At 60.1% G+C, this 19,804-nt stretch carries 16 protein-coding genes and 1 tRNA gene; 8 read left to right on the top strand and 9 right to left on the bottom strand.

Features of this window, described 5'->3' with window-relative positions; all coding sequences use genetic code 11:
• The first annotated feature begins 23 nt into the window (after positions 1–23).
• Positions 24–98, top strand: a tRNA-Asn gene (locus WG907_RS15555).
• 212 nt (positions 99–310) lie between these two features.
• On the opposite strand, the gene tyrS is transcribed toward WG907_RS15555, so the two are convergent.
• Positions 311–1,531 (bottom strand): tyrosine--tRNA ligase, encoded by a 1,221-nt coding sequence (gene tyrS, locus WG907_RS15550; RefSeq protein WP_340234208.1) that lies wholly within the window; start codon positions 1,529–1,531, stop codon positions 311–313.
• 152 nt (positions 1,532–1,683) lie between these two features.
• Between tyrS and WG907_RS15545 the strand changes: the two genes are divergently transcribed.
• Positions 1,684–2,769: an anhydro-N-acetylmuramic acid kinase gene (locus WG907_RS15545; protein WP_340234327.1), complete on the top strand. Its 1,086-nt coding sequence runs from the start codon at positions 1,684–1,686 to the stop codon at positions 2,767–2,769.
• Between the two features lie 15 nt (positions 2,770–2,784).
• Here the strand turns inward: WG907_RS15545 and WG907_RS15540 are convergent, their stop codons facing one another.
• Positions 2,785–3,960: a vWA domain-containing protein gene (locus WG907_RS15540; RefSeq protein ID WP_340234207.1), complete on the bottom strand. Its 1,176-nt coding sequence runs from the start codon at positions 3,958–3,960 to the stop codon at positions 2,785–2,787.
• 129 nt (positions 3,961–4,089) lie between these two features.
• Here WG907_RS15540 and WG907_RS15535 point away from each other — a divergent pair, with 129 nt between their 5' ends.
• A complete protein-coding gene (locus WG907_RS15535) occupies positions 4,090–5,469 on the top strand; it encodes a methyl-accepting chemotaxis protein (protein WP_340234326.1) in 1,380 nt (459 codons plus the stop codon).
• A gap of 24 nt (positions 5,470–5,493) precedes the next feature.
• Here the strand turns inward: WG907_RS15535 and WG907_RS15530 are convergent, their stop codons facing one another.
• From WG907_RS15530 to WG907_RS15500, 7 genes are all read right to left on the bottom strand, one after another.
• A complete protein-coding gene (locus WG907_RS15530) occupies positions 5,494–5,661 on the bottom strand; it encodes a hypothetical protein (protein ID WP_340234205.1) in 168 nt (55 codons plus the stop codon).
• Positions 5,662–5,826: 165 nt separating this feature from the next.
• Entirely contained in the window at positions 5,827–6,843 is a 1,017-nt protein-coding gene (locus tag WG907_RS15525) for a hypothetical protein (RefSeq protein ID WP_445326825.1), read from the bottom strand.
• Between the two features lie 188 nt (positions 6,844–7,031).
• Positions 7,032–7,877 carry an AAA family ATPase gene (locus tag WG907_RS15520; RefSeq protein WP_340234324.1) on the bottom strand — a complete coding sequence of 282 codons (846 nt, stop codon included), beginning with the start codon at positions 7,875–7,877 and terminating at the stop codon, positions 7,032–7,034.
• 174 nt (positions 7,878–8,051) lie between these two features.
• Positions 8,052–8,732 (bottom strand): DUF6975 family protein, encoded by a 681-nt coding sequence (locus WG907_RS15515; RefSeq protein ID WP_340234204.1) that lies wholly within the window; start codon positions 8,730–8,732, stop codon positions 8,052–8,054.
• A 135-nt stretch (positions 8,733–8,867) separates the two neighbouring features.
• Positions 8,868–10,925: an RNA polymerase sigma factor RpoD gene (gene rpoD, locus WG907_RS15510; RefSeq protein WP_340234202.1), complete on the bottom strand. Its 2,058-nt coding sequence runs from the start codon at positions 10,923–10,925 to the stop codon at positions 8,868–8,870.
• Between the two features lie 113 nt (positions 10,926–11,038).
• Complete coding sequence (gene dnaG / locus WG907_RS15505) at positions 11,039–12,940, bottom strand: DNA primase (RefSeq protein ID WP_340234200.1); 1,902 nt, start codon at positions 12,938–12,940, stop codon at positions 11,039–11,041.
• Positions 12,941–12,950: 10 nt separating this feature from the next.
• A complete protein-coding gene (locus WG907_RS15500; RefSeq protein WP_340234199.1) occupies positions 12,951–13,403 on the bottom strand; it encodes a GatB/YqeY domain-containing protein in 453 nt (150 codons plus the stop codon).
• Positions 13,404–13,557: 154 nt separating this feature from the next.
• Between WG907_RS15500 and carA the strand changes: the two genes are divergently transcribed.
• The 5 genes from carA (at position 13,558) to WG907_RS15475 (ending at position 19,803) form a co-directional block, all read left to right on the top strand.
• Positions 13,558–14,826, top strand: a complete 1,269-nt coding sequence (carA, locus tag WG907_RS15495; protein ID WP_340234197.1) for a glutamine-hydrolyzing carbamoyl-phosphate synthase small subunit — start codon at positions 13,558–13,560, stop codon at positions 14,824–14,826.
• Complete coding sequence (locus WG907_RS15490; RefSeq protein WP_340234196.1) at positions 14,823–15,191, top strand: ribonuclease E inhibitor RraB; 369 nt, start codon at positions 14,823–14,825, stop codon at positions 15,189–15,191. Before carA ends, WG907_RS15490 begins: the two co-directional genes overlap by 4 nt.
• Positions 15,192–15,243: 52 nt before the next feature.
• Positions 15,244–18,579 (top strand): carbamoyl-phosphate synthase large subunit, encoded by a 3,336-nt coding sequence (gene carB, locus WG907_RS15485; RefSeq protein WP_340234194.1) that lies wholly within the window; start codon positions 15,244–15,246, stop codon positions 18,577–18,579.
• A gap of 83 nt (positions 18,580–18,662) precedes the next feature.
• A complete protein-coding gene (gene greA / locus WG907_RS15480) occupies positions 18,663–19,139 on the top strand; it encodes a transcription elongation factor GreA (RefSeq protein WP_340234192.1) in 477 nt (158 codons plus the stop codon).
• Between the two features lie 4 nt (positions 19,140–19,143).
• The gene (locus WG907_RS15475; RefSeq protein WP_340234190.1) at positions 19,144–19,803 is read left to right on the top strand and encodes a rhomboid family intramembrane serine protease; all 660 of its coding nucleotides are present in this window, start codon (positions 19,144–19,146) and stop codon (positions 19,801–19,803) included.
• Position 19,804: the final 1 nt, after the last annotated feature.

Raw genomic sequence — 19,804 nt, 5'->3', positions numbered from 1 at the left:
CTGCCCGGCGGAAACCGGGCTGCTCCCCGATAGCTCAGCGGTAGAGCATTCGACTGTTAATCGAATGGCCGTAGGTTCGAATCCTACTCGGGGAGCCAATCACAACCAGCGTCCGTCAGCCTATTTTGGCGAAGAAAAGCCTGTCTGCGCTAAACGACGGTGATCCGGTTTGGACCGGCGTTGTTATGCGAGTTGGCTTCTTCCTAAAGGGTCGAGCAAAGGCAGGCAGCCGATGCTCAGGTGAGCCTAGACTCGCTTTAGCCCGAAGCTTGCCTACTTGGCATGGTATTAGTAATTAGCGTTTTTTTCTTCAGGCTATGATCAGCCCGTGTCGCTTGGCGCCGAAGCTGATCTTGTCGCCGACCTTTACTACCAGCGCAGGATCATTGACCACTTGGCCGTTCACCCTGATCGCGCCCTCGGCCAGCTTGCGCCGTACCTCTTTGTTGGACGTCGCAAAGCCCAGTGCGGTGTTGGCCTGAACGATGGTGAGCCCTTCGACGCCCAGGCTGGCCGTGGGCAAATTAGCGTCGGAAGCGCCTTCCTCGAAGGTCTTGCGTGCCGTTTCCGCCGCCGCTGCGGCAGCGTCTGCGCCTCGGCAAAGCGCTGTCGCTTCATTGGCCAGCACCTTCTTGGCTTCATTCGATTCCGCGCCTTGCAGCGCCGCGAGCCGGTCGACTTCATCCATGGGCAAGTCGGTGAACAGGCGCAGCCGGTCAAAAACATCGGCATCGGCCGTGTTGCGCCAGAACTGCCAATAATCGTAGCTCGACAGTTGGTCCTCGTTGAGCCACACGGCGCCACCCACGGTCTTGCCCATCTTGGAACCGTCCGAATTTGTGAGCAGGGGGGTGGTCAGGCCGAACACCTGCGTGCCGTCGACGCGGCGGGCCAGCTCGACGCCATTTACGATATTCCCCCACTGGTCCGAACCGCCCATCTGGAGTCGGCACGCTGAACGTCGCGACAGTTCCAGAAAATCATAGGCCTGAAGGATCATATAGTTGAATTCGAGGAAGCTGAGCGACTGTTCGCGGTCGAGCCGAAGCTTGACTGAATCGAAGCTCAGCATCCGGTTGACCGAAAAATGCTGGCCGATATCCCGCAGGAACGGGATATATTCCAGCCGGTCGAGCCATTCGGCATTATCGAGCAGGATAGCATCGGTGGGACCATCGCCGAACGTCAGGAAGCGTTCGAACACGCGCTTGATGCTCGCGACATTCTGCGCGATCAGGTCTGTGGTCAGCAGCTTGCGCGCCTCATCCTTGAAGCTCGGATCGCCTATTTTTCCCGTGCCGCCGCCCATCAACACGATCGGTTTGTGGCCGGCCTTCTGCAACTGTCGCAACATCATGATGGACACCAGATGGCCGACATGGAGCGACGGGGCGGTCGGATCGAAGCCGATATAGCCCGGTACGATCTGCCGGGCGGCAAGGGAGTCCAGTCCTTCAGCATCGGTAAGCTGATGGATGTAGCCGCGCGTATCGAGCAGGCGCAGGAGATCGGATGAGTAGCGGGATGTCATAGCGACGCGCCTTTAGCATCGCAGCAGGAGGCGGGGAAGTGGCCTGTCGGATTATGGCTGCGCCGTTGACTTGTCGACCTGTCATACTGATTTAAGAAGGAAGCGAGGCTCCAAGGGCTGGACCCGGACAAAGGATGGTGACGATGTCCCGCATGCTTGCAATCGGCCTCATGTCGGGCACGTCGCGCGACGGCATCGACGCGGCGCTGATCGAGACCGACGGCGATGCTGTCGTGACGCCGCTCGCCTTCCACGCCCAGCCTTATCATGACGGCTTTCGCGTCCGGCTGGCCGAGGTCTGCCAGCGCGCCATGGCCATGGAAGCGCCGGGCTTCGAACCGATCCTTCATTCCGTCGAGGAGGAACTGACCGAGTTGCATGTGGAGGCGGTGGCCGATCTGCTAGCGCGCAGCGGCCATGTCGCGGAGGATATCGGCGTTATCGGCTTCCATGGCCACACGGTGGCGCATCGGCCCGAGCGCGGATGGACTTGGCAGATCGGGGAGGGCAAGGCGCTCGCCGGAGCCTTTGGCATCAGCGTCATCGCCGATCTGCGCAGCGCGGATGTGCGCGCGGGCGGGCAGGGCGCGCCGCTCTTGCCGGTCTATCATCGCGCGCTGGCGCATGATCTGCCAAGGCCCGTGGGTGTGCTCAATCTCGGCGGTGTGGCCAATATCACCGTCATTGGCCGTGGCGATGACATCATTGCTTTCGACACAGGCATGGCGAGCGGTCTTATCGACAATTGGATGCAGGCCCATAGCGACCTTGCCTTTGATGAAGGCGGGGCCACTGCAGCGGCGGGACGAGTCGACGAGACCCGGCTGGCGATCATGCTGGCCGATCCCTGGTTCGCGCTGCCGCCGCCAAAAAGTATCGACCGTGAGGCGTTTTCGATGGAAGCCTTGCGCGGCCTCGATCTAGCCGACGGCGCGGCCACGCTGACGGCTTTTACGGCGGCTGCGGTCGCCCGCGGCCTCAATCATTTGCACGATCGGCCTTCCTGCATTTATGTGGCGGGCGGAGGGCGACACAACAGGACGCTGATGGCGATGCTCGCCGATCGCACGGGCACCGACGTCAGGCCGGTAGATGAACTCGGCTGGGATGGCGATGCGCTGGAGGCGCAGGGTTTTGCCTATATGGCCGTGCGTTCGCTCAAGGGCATGCCCATCAGCTTTCCGGGCACAACCGGAGCGCCCGTCCCGATGACCGGCGGGGTTCGCTACGATCCGTGACGCGCATACCAGCGCTCAGCGCTTGCGTGTCAGTTCGCGCATGGCGTCGTCGATCCCATCGATCGTCAACGGGTACATGCGATCGTTCAGAAGCTGAGAAATGAGATTCGTGGACGCGCTATAGGTCCAATATTCCCTGTTGGCGGGGTTCAGCCATATCGTAGCCGGATATGTATGAAGGATGCGCTCGATCCAGACGGCGCCAGCCTCTTCGTTCATATGTTCGACCGATCCGCCCGGATGGGTGAACTCATAGGGGCTCATCGCCGCATCGCCGACGAAAATCACCTTATAGTCATGGCCATATTTGTGGAGAATATCCCATGTCGGAATGCGCTCGTCGAAACGACGGCGGTTATCCTTCCATACGCCTTCATAAAGGCAATTATGGAAATAGAAAAATTCCATATTCTTGAATTCTGCCGTCGCGGCGGAAAACAGCTCTTCGCAAAGAGTGACGAACGGGTCCATCGACCCGCCAACATCCAGAAACAGCAGCAGTTTGACGGCATTGTGCCGCTCCGGCCGCATGCGAATGTCCAGCCAGCCCTGGCGCGCCGTCCCACGGATCGTTGCATCCAGATCCAGTTCGTCGGCGGCGCCTTCTCGCGCAAACCGGCGTAACCGCCGCAGCGCTACCTTGATATTGCGGGTGCCAAGTTCCCGATCATTATCCAGGTTCTGGAATTCGCGCTTTTCCCAAACCTTGATGGCGCGCTTGTTCTTGCTCTTCCCGCCGATCCGAACGCCTTCGGGATTATAACCGCCATTGCCAAAGGGCGAAGTGCCGCCGGTCCCGATCCACTTGCTACCGCCTTCGTGCCGCTCCTTCTGCTCCTCAAGCCGTTTTTTGAGCGTGTCCATGATCTCGTCCCATGACCCGAGCGCGTTAATTTTCTCCATCTCTTCGGGTGTGAGAAACCTCTCGGCGACAAGGCGCAGCCACTCTTCGGGCAGTTCCGCTTCCATGTCCGCATTGCCCATCACCCCCTTAAACACCTTGGCGAAAACCTGGTCGAAGCGATCGATCAGTCCTTCGTCCTTCACATAGGTCGCGCGCGCGAGATAATAAAAATCCTCCGGCCGCTGCTCGATGACGTCGCGATCGAGCGCCTCAAGCAACAGCAAATGCTCTTTCAGGCCTGCAGGAACGCCGGCAGCGCGGAGCGCATCGAGAAAATTTAATAGCATGACACGTCTTGTCCGATAGCGGGCGAAGAGATGCAAGTGGCGACAAATTAACTGTTGGCAGAATGTTAATTGTTGCATCGCATGGTTAATAACGCACTATCTCTCCTACTCGATGGCAGCGGGGCGGCTTTGGAAAATCAGCATTTATCGATCGACCTGGGCGAAAGGTCCGGCGACATCGCGTTGCAATGCAGCGAGACCGCAGGGTTTCTAGGAGACCTTAATCGCCGCATCCAAAGCGATGCCGCGCGTCTGTCAGAATTGCAGACGAATATGGAGGCGCTGGCCGCCAGCCAGAATGAGAGCGTGGCCGCCGCACAGGAGCTCAGCCTCACAGCGCGCCGCGCCGCCCGCATGATCGCGGAGGGGCATGAGGTCATCACGCTTTCCCTCGGCGAAGTTGCGAATCTGGTCGACCATGTTACGGGGCTGGAGGGGCATCTGCGTCAGTTCCTGACCGTCATCGAAGCGGTCGGCGATGTTTCCGACGAGCTTGGGGCGATCGCCCGGCAAACCCGCCTGCTTGGTGTCAACGCCGCAATCGAAGCTGCGCGGGGAGGAGAAGCCACATCAGGTTTCGCCGTTGTTGCGGACGAAATCCGAAGACTTGCGGGGCAAGCTGGCGAATCCGCGGCTTCGGTGGGTGACAAGTTGGGACAGCTCGACAGAGACGCGCGCCGGTTGATCGGCGGCGTCGAGGCCAATATCGGCCGTGGGCGGGACGTAGGCACCCATATCGACACGCTGCGCGCCACGATGGCGGAAATCGCGTCGCTGGTTACTCAGTTCGGAGACCGATCCGGCGCGATCGTAACGTGCACGGATGAGGCCGATGCCGACGTTACGGCGTTGCGTCAGGGCCTGACACTTTTCAGCGAGTCCGCCAGTGAGAGCGCGAACCGGGTAGAAACGGCGCGCGTACAGCTTGAGGGGCTAGAGGGGATGGCTAACGACATGCTCAACATCGCCGCGCATGGCGGTCAGGTGACTGGCAACAGTCGATATATCGCGCTAGCCCAAGATGGCGCGCAGGAAGTATCGGCAATCGTCGAAGACGCGCTTGGGAATGGGCAAATCGACCTGAATGCGCTGTTCGACACCCGATATCGGGCCATTCCCGGATCGGCCCCGGTCCAGTTCGAAAACGGGTTCACCCGGTTTGCCGACGCAGAATTGCAGCCTGTCTTGGACCGGCGGACAGCCCAGGATGAGTCGATCGTCGGCTGCTGTCTCGTTGATATGAACGGTTATCTGCCGACGCATATCAGCCAGCGAAGCCAGCCCCAGCGCGCGAAAGAGTTCGACTGGAATATGGAGCATGCGCGCAACCGCCAGATCTTCATGGACAGCCAGACTCGTCGTGCGCTCGACGGCGAAGGCGATTTCTTCCTTTATACCTATAGACAGGATCTGGGCTCAGGCCGCTATCGAGCGTTGCGGAGCGTATTCGTGCCCCTGATTTTTCATGGTCGCCGTTGGGGTTTGTATGAAGTCGGCTATCTTATCTGACTGCGCGCCCAGATTTTTAGCGCTTCAACTGCTGGCAACCGGTTTTCGCAGCGGTTGATAGGGAATTTGGTCAAGCTTGGCCATCAGGTCGGCAAAAGGTCCATCATATTTGGTCGCTTTGCTGGCGCGATCACTTCCGTCATCCGCGCGGAACGGATGCAAGATACGCCGCATCGTCAACTGTTTCCACATCGCGCTCTCCAGGCCGGACCGGCCCCCGAGCCTGTCAAATCGCTCTTGTGCCGGCCATGGAGAAAATACGCAGGGGGGAAGGTGAGGTTCCGTATCGCGCTCGCAAGGTGCGAAATGTGGTGATCTGGCGCTTTGCGAGAAAATTCAGCTACTTTCTAGAGACAGTCAGCGCGCGCTGGTGCGTACAGTCATGTCACCATTGGCGGCATAATCGGCAACCCGCGCAGCCCGAGCGGTTTGCGGGTCCTTGCCGTCGATGATAGCGGCGATCTGTCGGGGGCTCGGCACCTTGTCGTAAACGCCGTAAAGGTCCGTCTGACCCACCGAATGGATCGATAGCTGATAGCCCGGCATGGTGCTCGACGGGTTAAAGGCGAGAACGGCCCCGGCGTCGTCCATGGGCACGATCATCGCGCCGCCGGCCACATTCACCTGTTGGAGCATGTCATAGCGTCCCTGGGCAGTATCTATCTTGCCACGGATGCAGAGCGCATCGCGTCCGTCCCGCGGAAGCCCGTTCTCCGTCGGTGCGGTTGACGTTGGAGCAATCAGGCGAGCATCGACATCGGCGGTCGCCGCGCAATTCGACAAGCGTGCAGGGGCAACAGGATGCACCGTAGCGGCATCGTCGAACGTCATCGCGTGCAACATGCCGTCCAGGCCTGCCAGCACGGCCTTGCGCCGTGATGAGGGGCCAGTCACCCGCAACTTCACCAGCCAGCGCCCTGCATGAACAAAGGCGGCTGCGGTCGTGAGCGCGCCGTCGGCGGCTTCGTCATAGACGGCGCGGATCGCCGTGCCGGGGCGTCCCGAAACGGTAGCCGTCGCATAGGCGCTGCGACGGGTTTTCGACCCGAACCGCTCCATGATCGCCCTGTCGGTCATATAGGCAGCGATGGACGCATCGGCGTAGCTGGGCATGTAAATATAGAGCGTCGCCTGAATTGCGCCGTCCTCCGACAGATATTGCGCGTAATTATCGATCCCCTTGCCGCCGTTTGACGCTTCTCCGCTTTTCGAGAGTGAAAGGCCGGCAACGGTCTGCGGCACAGCAATCCCTGCCGCAGCGGCGCGCAATGTAGTAGCCGTGGGAGTCCAGGCTTCCACCTCGACGGCGCGAGCAGTTCCGGACACTGAAATCATCAGCGCCGCATATAAAATGGACTTCAGGCGTATAGACAAGCCGGCATCCTTCCCATGATCCAGACCGTCTTGACGCGGTATTGAATATTCGGGGAAAGGTTACGGGGAATCCTCGCTTGCGCAAGCTATCTTTTCAGGCAACCGGCGGCATTTGCATCCAGATGATGCCTTGAGCCGATCAGGCCTGCGCCCCGCGCGGGACAGACATCCCGCTTCGAGCGCCATTTTCAGCGGCCTTGCCGGCGCGCCATAAAAGCGAGGCGTTCGAACATCATGATATCCTGTTCGTTTTTGAGCAACGCGCCATGGAGCGGCGGGATCGCTTTGGTCGGGTCGCTATTCTGGAGGACGTCGAGCGGCATGTCCTCGTTAAGCAGCAGTTTGAGCCAGTCGAGCAGTTCGCTGGTCGAAGGCTTTTTCTTGAGGCCGGGGACGTCGCGGATATCGTAAAAGATGTCCATCGCCTTGCCGACCAGGATTTTCTGAATGCCGGGGAAGTGGACGTCAACGATCGCCTGCATAGTCTCGCGATCCGGAAACTTGATGTAGTGAAAGAAACAGCGGCGCAGGAAAGCATCCGGCAGTTCCTTTTCGTTGTTGGAAGTGATGATGACGACCGGGCGCTCGGCGGCGGCGATCGTTTCGCCGGTTTCGTAGACGTGGAACGTCATGCGGTCGAGTTCCTGAAGCAGGTCGTTCGGAAACTCGATATCGGCCTTGTCGATTTCGTCGATCAGCAACACGGGCAGGACAGGCGACGTGAATGCCTCCCATAATTTGCCTTTGCGGATATAGTTGGAGATTTCGTGGACGCGCGGGTCGCCCAGTTGGCCGTCCCGCAGGCGCGCCACGGCGTCATATTCATAGAGGCCCTGATGCGCCTTGGTCGTGGATTTGACGTTCCATTCGATCAGGGGTGCAGCGAGGGCCTTGGCGATTTCCTGCGCCAAAACGGTCTTGCCGGTGCCCGGCTCTCCCTTGACCAGCAAGGGGCGGCGCAAAAGCACCGCCGCGTTGACGGCAACCCTCAGGTCATCGGTCGCGACATAGTCTTGCGTGCCTTCAAAGCGCATACGAATCCACAAAGCTCCACCGGTAATGCCGGTGCGCACATCAGCACGCTTCGCGCCCGCCATCAACCGCGGCTACATCAACGAACAGTTGGGCTTTTACATGGGAACAAATGCGGGAGGCTGACACATCGGCGCGCTGCACTGAGGTTGCGTCCTGTGATATAGATGATGGCGTTAGCGGTCACGGGCCCTGATCTTTGCACGCGCCTGTAACAGGTCCCACAATCCGCGATGCTGATTCAACAATTGGCGGGCACCGAACTGGATTGCGCGGTCGACCCCATCGTCGCCACCGATCGCGTGAGCGACTTTCAACGTGGCCGCCTTGTCCGGCAGGCCGCAAGGGAGCGGTTCCAGGCCGACTCGGATGGCCGCAATGTCCAGGAACCGGCGCACTGCCCGCCAATCGAGTACGAGGGCGGTGGCTGCACCCATGGCACATCCACGCCGGTCGGATTGCGCGAGCATATCGAGTGCGTGGCGCTGCTGGCCGACCACTGTTTCGCAGTCGCTCTGGCCCGCGGTGCTGGGCGCGGGGCCGACAGCGACCGTCACTTGCGTCAGATAGGCGCGCTCTCCGGCGAATGCGTCTGCGGCCTGGACCAGCCACTCGCGCGCGGCATTATCCGCCGATCGCGTTGCGGCATGATCGATGACGCCGGGGTGTCGGCCATGCAAAAGGCATAGATAATAAGCGATGTCAGCCAGATCGAACAATGACAGCATGGCGTCGCGGGTTGGTGCCACGCTGGCACGATGGGCGTAGGCATGTGCCCCAGTTCCATCGGCGGCAACCAGCGACTCCAACAATTGGGCGATGTCTCCACCCTGATATCGCGGTGCCGCTTCACTCATGCTCTAACCCCTGTGCTTCGCGTGCGCTCGCGGACTTCAGACTCTTTATCTGGATTGAGTAAACGAGGGGTTTACGGCAAGAAAAAGGGCGGCCTTCCGGCCGCCCCATTCCAGCTTCGCTTTGGCGCAAAATGCCTATTGGTCGAGGAAAGACCGCATCTTGCGACTGCGGCTTGGATGCTTGAGTTTGCGCAATGCCTTGGCCTCGATCTGACGGATTCGCTCGCGGGTCACGCTGAACTGCTGGCCCACTTCCTCCAGCGTGTGATCGGTGTTCATGCCGATGCCAAAGCGCATGCGCAGAACACGTTCTTCGCGTGGGGTGAGGCTGGCAAGAACCCGCGTCACGGTTTCTTTGAGGTTGGCCTGAATCGCGGCGTCCACCGGGATGATCGCGTTCTTGTCTTCGATAAAATCGCCCAGATGCGAATCCTCCTCGTCACCGATCGGCGTTTCGAGGGATATCGGCTCCTTGGCGATCTTCATCACCTTGCGAACCTTCTCCAGCGGCATGGACAGGCGCTCGGCCATTTCCTCGGGCGTAGGCTCGCGGCCCTGTTCGTGCAGGAACTGGCGGGAGGTGCGCACCAACTTGTTGATCGTCTCGATCATGTGGACCGGAATACGAATGGTCCGCGCCTGATCGGCGATCGAGCGGGTGATCGCCTGCCGAATCCACCAGGTCGCATAGGTCGAGAATTTATAGCCTCGGCGATACTCGAATTTATCGACGGCTTTCATAAGGCCGATATTGCCTTCCTGAATAAGATCAAGGAATTGCAAGCCACGGTTGGTATATTTTTTAGCGATGGAGATGACGAGGCGCAAATTCGCTTCGACCATTTCCTTCTTCGCGATGCGTGCCTCGCGTTCGCCTTTTTGCACCATGTTCACGATGCGGCGGAATTCGCTGAGCGACATGCCGGTCGCCTGGGCGATTTCGCTCACCTCGTTGCGGATCCGGTCGACCGCTCGGGCCTCCGCAGCGGCAAAGGCAGCCCATTTTTTGTCGACGCCAGAGACCCGGTCCATCCAGCCATCGTCCAGCTCATGATTGACATAGCGGTCGAGGAAGTCCTTGCGGCTCACCTTGTGGCGTTCGGCCAGTCGCAGCATCTGTCCGCCAAGAGCCGTCAGGCGGCGGTTATAGGCATAGAGCTGGTCGACCAGATATTCGATCTTCTGCTGGTGGAACTGGACGCTCTCGACCTGTGCGGTCAGGCTTTCGCGCAACTCCTGATAATCGTCCTCGGCCTTCTGGCTCAGCGAGTCGCCATTGGCCATGGCAGCCATGCGCGCGGCCTGAGCGCGCGAGAAAGCATGGAAAATCTCGGTGATGGTCGCGAATTTCTCCAGCGCCATCGGCTTCAAGGTTTCTTCCATCTGGGCGAGGGAGAGAGTGTTGTCCTCCTCGTCCTCCTCCTCCACACGCGGCGCGCGGCGCTCCGTCAGGCCATCCTCGTCCTCATCGGCATCGGCGGCTTCCTCTTCGGGCTCTTCTTCTTCCTTGAAGCTCGGGCCAGCGGTCTTTTCGCTGATCTCGCCATCATCATCCTCGGCGCCTTCCTCAAGGCTTTCTGGGGCCGGGTCCTTGGACAACATCGCGTCGAGATCCAGAATCTCGCGCAATTGCATCTCGCCATTGTTTAGCGCCGTCGACCATTCGATGATCGCGTTGAACGTCGTCGGGCTTTCGCACAGCCCCAAAATCATCGTGTCGCGGCCGGCTTCGATACGTTTTGCGATGGCGATCTCGCCCTCACGGCTGAGCAGCTCGACCGCGCCCATTTCGCGCAGATACATCCGCACCGGATCATCGGTGCGATCAACGGTTTCCTTCTTCTTTTCGGTGATCGGACGCGGCGAACCGTCATCTTCGGTCGTCTCGTCGTTCGAATCATCGTCGCTGTCGTCGCGCTGTGGCTCGTCGCCGTCCTCGCTTGCTTCTTCATTTTCGACGATGTTGACGCCCATGTCGTTGAGCGCGGACATCACATCCTCAATCTGCTCGGACGACATCTGGTCCTGCGGCAGCGCGTCGTTCAGTTCGTCATAGGTGATGTACCCGCGCTTTTTGGCGCGCGCGAGCAGCTTTTTGACGGCCGCCTCGTTGAGATCGAGCAGGGGGGCATCGCCACCTTCATCGCCCGCATCCGCCCCGCCGCCACTCTTGCTGTTCGCCTTGGTCGCCATGTATTCGCCTTAATTCCGCCGCTCCGGTCGAGGAACGATCCAATCTAATCCGTTGCATCCTTGGGGATGCAGACCTTCAAATCCGGCGCATTCCCTGCAAGAAACGCAAGCCTTCAGACAATATCTTCCGACTGCACCAGTTCCGCCAGACGGTTGTCGTGATCCATTTTGAGCCGATGGACCCGTTGCTGCTCGGCAAAGGTTTCCTCGGTGAGGTCATCCCTGGCCCGCTTCGTCGCTTCCGCCAGCGCCGTTTCCAGCTCCGGCCCCTGCGTCATTACCCTTACAGCCTCCTCCAGGTCGCGAGACACGCGATCCGAGTCGGCTACCATCCTGTGGGGGGTGAATGTGAATGTATCGGCCCGAAGCATCCCCTTCGCCATATTATACACTTCACCTTGGCCCAATATGGTAAGGATGCCCTGCGTTTCAACTGTTTCTTTGCGGAAGGATGCGCTGATCATCGCGGCAAGCAGCCGCGCGAGGATCGGGTCGCCGATCCGAAGACCCGAAAGCGTCTCGCGATGCTGCGGGATTTGATCTGGATGACGCAGCAGGCTCGCCAGAATTGCCCGCAACAGACGTTGTTCAAGGCCCGTCGCCCCGATTGCCCGCGCCTCTCCGCCGGCAGGCGGCAGCGGCGCTTTCCAGTTGCCCCGCCTGTCCCGCTGCCAGCCGCCTGCCCTTTGCCCGCCGGAAGGACGCTGGGCGGCTGTGTATGAAGCGCGCCCAAAGAAAAGCGCATCGTATCGATCTTTGAACGCTCGTAGATAATGCGCGCGGATGTCAGGATGAGCGATCGCATCGGTTATCCCAGCCAATCGTTGCTTGAGCGCGGCTCGCTGTTCGGGTGTATCGAGTGGCGCTGCGTCATGCTCATATTTCCATAGCCGCTCTACCAGCGGCTCTGCTGCGGCAAGTACGGCCTCGAAAGCTGCTGGCCCCTGAGCCCTCACCAGATCGTCAGGGTCTTGATCGGTAGGGAGTGTCGCAAAGGCCAGACTATGCCCCGGGCGAAGCATCGGCAGCGCCCTCATGGCGGCGCGTATCGCAGCCTTTTGTCCGGCGGCGTCGCCATCGAAACACAGGACAGGCACATCTACCATCTTCCAGATGCGGTCTATCTGGTGCTCGGTCAGCGCCGTTCCAAGCGGCGCGACGACGTCGCCAAATCCCGCCTCGGCAAGTGCGATGACGTCCATATATCCTTCGACCACGATGATGCGGCCCGTGGTCCGACTTGCCGGGGACGCGCGGTCGATATTGTAGAGCGTCCGCCCCTTGTCGAAGAGCGGGGTATCGGGCGAGTTCAGATATTTGGGCTCGCCTTGCCCCAATATGCGGCCACCAAAGGCGATGACCCGGCCACGTATATCCCGGATTGGCAACATGAGACGCCCGCGGAATCGGTCATAACTCTCGCGCTTTATCGTTTTTTCGCTGTCCGCCTCTGCGCCGTCGGGGTCGATCAAAAGGCCCGCTTCGACCAGCAGCGCATCCCCGTAATCCTTAAGCGCAGCCTTCAGCCTGCCGCGTGAATCCGGTGAATATCCAAAGCCAAAGGCGCGGCATGCTGCATTGGTGATGCCCCGCTTTTGAAGATAGGCGCGCGCCTCTGCTCCGTCGATACCGCCAAGCTGCTGTTCGAAGAAGAATTGCGCGCTCGCCATGACGTCATGCAGGCCCTTTGCCTGTTCCGCGCGTTTTGCCGCGCGCAGGTCAGGGGCAGGAACTTCCATGCTGGCGGCCTGCGCCAGCTCCTTAACGGCCTCCATGAAGGGTAGGCCCCGCTGGTCGGTCATCCAGCGGATCGCATCGCCATGCGCACCGCAGCCGAAGCAGTGGTAGAAACCCTTCTCGTCGTTGATCGTGAAACTCGGCGTCTTTTCATTATGGAAAGGACAGCAAGCCTTATATTCCCGGCCCGCCTTCTGCACCTTGACGGTGCGCCCGATCAGCGTCGACAGCGACGTCCGTGCGCGCAGTTCGTCGAGGAAGGCAGGGGTAAGGCTCATCTCCGCCGCATCAGGCCAGCGCGGCCTTCACCAGCCCGCTCGCCTTGCTCATGTCGATCACCTGTCCATGGCGCTCTTTCAGCACCGACATGACCTTGCCCATATCCTTGACGCTCGCTGCACCGACCTCCACCTTGATAGCGTTGATGACGGCCCGGGTTTCATCTTCGCTCAGCTGCTGGGGCAGAAAGCTTTCGATCACGGCCATTTCGGCCTGTTCCCTGGCCGCCAGCTCATCGCGCCCGCCGCTGATGAACATATCGATCGATTCGCGGCGCTGCTTGACCATTTTTTGCAGGACTTCGACGACCGTCGCATCATCGTCGGGCAGCGCGGTTGCCGTGCGCAGTTCGATGTCGCGATCCTTGAGCTTCGCCAGGATAAGGCGCACCGTGGCCAGCCTGTCCTTCTCGCCGGCCTTCATGGCGGTGATCTGCGCGCTCTTGATGGTATCGCGAATCATGGCGAGGAACGTCCCTGTCTGTCGGAAAGAGACAGATATAGCGGCAAAAGAGATTTTTAACAGGAGTTGACCGCGCGGGTCCACAGGCATAGGTGACCGGCCGTTTAACCCGCACATGACGGGTTCCCGCAAAAGCTCGAAGGACATATAAGCCATGGCTGACGCCAAGACCCTCACCGTGCCCAAGGGAGCAACGGGGGTATTGGTTTTCGCCGACGGTGCCGCCGTCTTTGGCCGTGGCTTTGGCGCTGTCGGCGACGCGGTGGGCGAGCTTTGTTTCAACACCGCGATCACCGGCTATCAGGAGATCATGACCGATCCCAGCTATGCCGGGCAGATCGTAACCTTCACCTTTCCCCATATCGGCAATGTCGGCACCAATCTGGACGATGTTGAAGCCGCGCACCCCTATGCGCTAGGCTGCGTCGTTCGCGAGGATGTGACAGCGCCGAGCAATTTCCGCAACGTCGAGCCTTTCGATCAGTGGATGGCCGGGCAGGGCCGCATCGGCCTTTCCGGCGTCGATACCCGCGCGCTGACGCGGATGATCCGGGAGAAGGGCGCGCCCAATGTCGTGATCGCGCATGATCCCGATGGTCGCTTCGATCTGGCCGCGCTGGCTGCCAGGGCCGCTGGATGGCCGGGCCTTGAAGGCATGGACCTCGCTATCGAGGTGACGGGTAGGGAAACGCGGCTGTGGAGGGATGGCCCGTGGACGCTGGCGGAGGGCTACGCTGTCGATGCGTCGGAGCAGTTGGAAACGGTCGCGGTGGGCTATCCCGCTGTTGGTGAGGATGGAGAAGCGCTGATCTTCACCGAAGATCAGGCCCCGACGCCCATCCCTCGCCCGCATGTCGTGGCGCTCGATTATGGCGCGAAGAACAACATCTTCCGCAATCTCGTAAAAGCCGGCGCGCGCGTGACTGTGCTGCCCGCCACGGCGACGTTCGAGCAGGTGATGGACTATAAGCCCGATGGGGTATTTCTGTCCAACGGTCCGGGCGACCCCGCTGCGACCGGCGCTTATGCCGTTCCGGTGATCGCGGCGCTTTTGACCGAGAATGTCCCGTTGTTCGGCATCTGCCTTGGCCATCAGTTGCTGGGGCTGGCCGTCGGCGCGAAGACGGTCAAGATGCATCAGGGTCATCGCGGCGCGAACCATCCGGTCAAGCGCCTGTCCGACGGGCTGGTCGAAATCACCAGCATGAACCACGGCTTCGCGGTGGATGCTGCCACGCTGCCCGACAATGTGATTACGACCCATGTGTCGTTGTTCGACGGCAGCAATTGCGGCATTGAACTGACTGACAAGAATGCATTTTCAGTCCAGTATCACCCCGAAGCCTCGCCGGGCCCGCAGGATAGTTTCTACCTGTTCAAACGGTTTGTCGAAGGCCTCGACAAAGGGGATCAGCCAGCATGAGCCAAAATCTCCCTGCCGTGGATGAACTGCGGCTCGAACACGAGTGGGAGGCCGATAAGGCTGTGCTTGCCAGCCTCGCCGAAAATGGCGACGTGGCCCGTTTACCTCGTCCAGTGGACGTCAGTTTCAAGGGCTCGGACAAGGATTTCGAACGGGTTCTCGTCATTGCCAGTCAGTTCGGTTTCGTCGAACTGGACCGGGAAGAGGGCGAAGATGGCGAGCTTTACCTGTTTCTCGAATGTGAGCAGGCGGTGGACGAAGCCTCGATCCGGGCTTTAACGAAGAAGTGCCTCCAGATCGAGATCCTCTGCGGCGTCGAATATGACGGCTGGGGCTGCGAGGCCCGGACGGGGGCGGTGCATTGAAAATCCTTTATACGCCGCCAAGCGCTGACAATATCAAATCAGAGGCCGAATAATGCCCAAACGCACCGACATCTCCTCCATCCTCATCATCGGCGCAGGTCCGATCATCATCGGACAGGCGTGCGAGTTCGATTATTCGGGCACGCAGGCCGTGAAGGCGCTCAAGGAAGAAGGCTATCGCATCATCCTGGTGAATTCCAACCCGGCCACGATCATGACCGATCCGGAATTCGCCGACGCGACTTATATCGAACCGATCACGCCGGAGATCGTGGCGAAGATCATCGAGAAGGAGCGGCCCGACGCGGTATTGCCGACCATGGGCGGACAGACGGCGCTCAATACCGCGCTCGCGCTGTTCAACGATGGCACGCTGGCCAAATATGGCGTCCAGATGATCGGCGCGGATGCCGAGGCGATCGATAAGGCCGAGGACCGGATCAAATTCCGCGACGCGATGGACAAGATCGGGCTTGAGTCGGCGCGGTCAAAGATAGCACATACTCTCGAAGAAGCGCTGGAAGGCCTTGAATTTACCGGGCTTCCCTCGATCATCCGGCCCAGCTTCACCATGGGCGGCACCGGCGGCGGCATCGCCTACAACCGTGACGAGTTCAAACGAATCGTCATGGAAGGCTTGGATGCCTCGCCGACGACCGAAGTGCTGATCGAGGAGTCGCTCCTCGGTTGGAAAGAATATGAGATGGAAGTCGTGCGCGACCGCAACGACAATTGCATCATCATCTGTTCGATCGAGAATGTCGATCCGATGGGCGTCCATACGGGCGACAGCATCACGGTAGCCCCGGCGCTGACGCTGACTGATAAGGAATATCAGATCATGCGCAACGCGAGCATCGCGGTGTTGCGTGAAATTGGCGTAGAAACAGGCGGTTCCAACGTCCAGTTCGCGGTCAATCCTAAGGATGGCCGCCTTGTCGTGATCGAGATGAATCCGCGTGTTTCACGCTCGTCGGCGCTGGCATCCAAGGCGACGGGCTTCCCGATCGCCAAGGTCGCCGCGAAGCTTGCCGTCGGCTACACGCTCGACGAGATCACCAACGACATTACCGGCGCGACGCCTGCGAGCTTTGAGCCGACGATCGATTATATCGTCACGAAAATCCCCCGCTTCGCCTTCGAAAAATTCAAGGGTGCCGAGCCTTTGCTCGGCACGGCGATGAAATCGGTCGGCGAAGTGATGGCGATCGGCCGCAACATCCATGAATCGATGCAGAAGGCGCTGCGAGGACTGGAAACCGGCCTTTGTGGCTTCAACGATGTCGATCATCTGGCCGGCGCGCCGCGTGACGACATCATCGCGGCGCTCGCCCAGCCGACGCCCGATCGGCTGCTCGTCGCGGCGCAGGCGCTGCGCGAAGGGCTGAGCGTCGCGGAAATCCATGCGGTCGCCAAATATGATCCGTGGTTTCTGGAGCGGATCGAGGAAATTGTCGACGCCGAGGCCCAGGTGCTGGAGAATGGCCTGCCGCTGGATGCCGAGGGCATGCGCCATCTTAAATCGATGGGATTTGCCGACAAGCGCCTCGCTTATCTCGCGCTCAAATCCGCGAACCTGCGCGGCATGGAGCGCGGGATCGCGCGCGGCTCAGGTCTAATCCATGAAGCGGTCAAGGCAATGACCGGAGGCGTCACCGAGGACGAAGTCCGCGCGCTCCGGCACAAGCTCAATGTCCGTCCCGTCTTCAAGCGCATCGACACCTGCGCCGCCGAGTTCGAAGCGAAGACGCCTTATATGTACTCGACCTACGAGGCGCCCATATTCGGCGAGGCAGAGAATGAAGCGCAGCCCAGCAATCGGCGCAAGATCGTCATTCTCGGCGGCGGACCGAACCGGATCGGGCAGGGGATCGAGTTCGACTATTGCTGCGTCCATGCGTGCTTTGCATTGAGCGCGGTCGGCTATGAAACGATCATGATCAACTGCAACCCGGAGACCGTTTCGACCGATTACGACACTTCCGATCGCCTCTATTTTGAGCCGTTGACGGCCGAAGATGTGTTGGAGATTCTCGAGGTCGAGAAATCGACAGGCGAGTTGGTGGGCGTTATCGTGCAGTTTGGAGGCCAGACGCCACTCAAGCTGGCGCAGGCGCTGGAGGATGCCGGCATCCCGATCCTCGGCACCTCGCCCGACGCGATCGACCTCGCTGAAGACCGCGAGCGCTTCGCCGCACTGATCGACAAGCTGAAGCTTCGTCAGCCCGCCAACGGCATCGCCCGTAGCCGTGAAGAGGCGATCGCTGTGGCCAATCGCATCGGATATCCCGTCCTGATGCGGCCCAGTTACGTCCTTGGCGGCCGTGCGATGGAGATCGTCGATGGTCAGGCGCAACTGGAAGAATATATCACTACCGCCGTGCAGGTATCGGGCGATTCGCCGGTCCTGATCGACCAATATCTGCGGGACGCGGTCGAGGTCGATGTGGATGCGCTTTGCGATGGCGATGACGTTGTCGTGGCCGGTGTCCTCCAGCATATCGAGGAAGCGGGCGTCCATTCTGGCGACAGCGCCTGTTCGCTGCCGCCCTACAGCCTGAGCGCCGAGGTCATCGCGGAAATCGAACGGCAGACCGACGTGCTGGCCCGCGCGCTGTCGGTGCGGGGACTCATGAACATTCAGTTCGCGGTCAAGGACGGGACCGTCTATCTGATCGAGGTCAACCCGCGCGCCAGCCGCACCGTGCCTTTCGTGGCCAAAGCGATCGGCGCCCCGATCGCGAAGATCGCGAGCCGCGTGATGGCCGGCGAGAAGCTGCGCAACCTGCCGAAAATCGATCGCCATGCAATCGCGCATGTGGCGGTCAAGGAAGCTGTTTTCCCCTTCGGCCGCTTCCCCGGCGTCGACCCCGTCCTGTCGCCGGAAATGAAGAGTACCGGTGAAGTCATGGGAATCGATAGCGATTTTTCCACCGCTTTTGCCAAGGCGCAGATCGGTGCCGGCACAGTCCTGCCCACCGGCGGCACCGTGTTCATTTCATTGAAGGATAGCGACAAGCCAGTAATCCTGCCCGCTGCGCGCAAGCTCGCTGGCATGGGCTTCAAGATTGCCGCAACGGGCGGCACTGCCCGTTATCTTGAGGATAATGGCATAGCAGTGGAGACGGTCAACAAGGTCGCGCAGGGTCGCCCGCATATCGTCGACCGGATCGCGGACGGCGCTATCGACCTGATCTTCAATACGACGGAAGGGTGGCAGTCGCTGAAGGACAGCAAGGCGATCCGCGTCAGCGCCCTGCGTCAGAAAGTCGCGAGTTTCACCACGGCAGCGGCCAGCGTCGCAGCCGCTGATGCGATCGAGGCGCTGCGCAGCCGCGCCCTTGAAGTGCGCGCGCTCCAGTCCTATTATCCCGCCTCGCAAGCCTGATCCCCGCATAAGGAAACATGCTGCGGGCGGCCTTTCGAAATGCGGAGGCCGTTAAAGGGAAGTTTTGACTAAGGATTTGCAAGATGGCGACTGTCGAGAAGATGCCGATGCTGCAGATGGGCTATGACAAGCTCAACACCCAGCTTCGCGAACTTAAGGCAGAGCGACCACTGATCGTGGATGCGATCGAGGAAGCGCGCGCTCATGGCGACCTTTCCGAGAATGCCGAATATCATGCCGCCAAGGAGCGGCAGGGTCAGGTCGAGGCGACGATTGGCGACCTCGAGGACAAATTGTCGCGCGCGCAGATAATCGATCCAACGAACCTGTCCGGCGACAAGATCGTGTTTGGCGCGACGGTGACACTGATCGACGAGGATGAAAAACCGGTTCGTTACCAGATCGTTGGCCAGGCGGAGGCGGACGCCAAGGCTGGCATGATCAGCTATAATAGCCCGCTTGGCCGCGCTCTAATCAGTCGCCAAGTTGGCGACGAGGTGGAAGTGTCCGTTCCTGCTGGCGATAAATTTTATCTGATCGACAAGATCGAATTTATTTGACCTCATGAAACTGCCAGCTGGCCCCCTGACGAATGGGATTGCGGTCGTTACCCTTGCGGTATTTCTCGTGTTGTTCCTGACGGGACAGATGGGCCATGCGGCGATGTGGGGCGGCTTCATTCCCGCGCGCTTCATGCAACCCGAATTGCTCGCCGGCATGACGGTCATGCCGGCTTGGTTGACGCCCCTTAGTTGCACATTGATCCATGCCGGCTGGCTTCACATCGGCTTCAACATGCTGATGCTGCTATTTTGCGGGCGGCAGGTTGAACATGTGCTGGATAAAGGCGCGACGCTCATTCTTTATGTGGCCGGCGCTTACGGGTCGACCTTCGCTCAATGGGCGGTAGAACCCTCGTCCACTGAACCTATGGTGGGTGCCAGCGGCGCGATATCCGCCATCATCGGGACATATGCGCTGCTTTACAGCCAACAGACGATCCGGCGCATCGGGCCCTTTTCGGCCAATATCGTTCGCCTTGTCTGGCTTGCCACAGGCTGGATAATTATTCAGTTGATGGTTGGCATCGCCACTGCCGGCGGGTTTGACGATGTCGGCAAGATCGCTATTGCGGCGCATATAGGCGGCTTTATCGTGGGCCTCATTCTGACCCGACCGCTACTATGGTGGCGGTTTCGCAAGGCGCCCCGGCAGGTAGGTTAGT

It is taken from the genome of Sphingobium fluminis (genome assembly GCF_037723805.1).
Taxonomy (GTDB): domain Bacteria; phylum Pseudomonadota; class Alphaproteobacteria; order Sphingomonadales; family Sphingomonadaceae; genus Sphingobium.
This window is presented reverse-complemented; position numbering and strand designations above follow the sequence as displayed.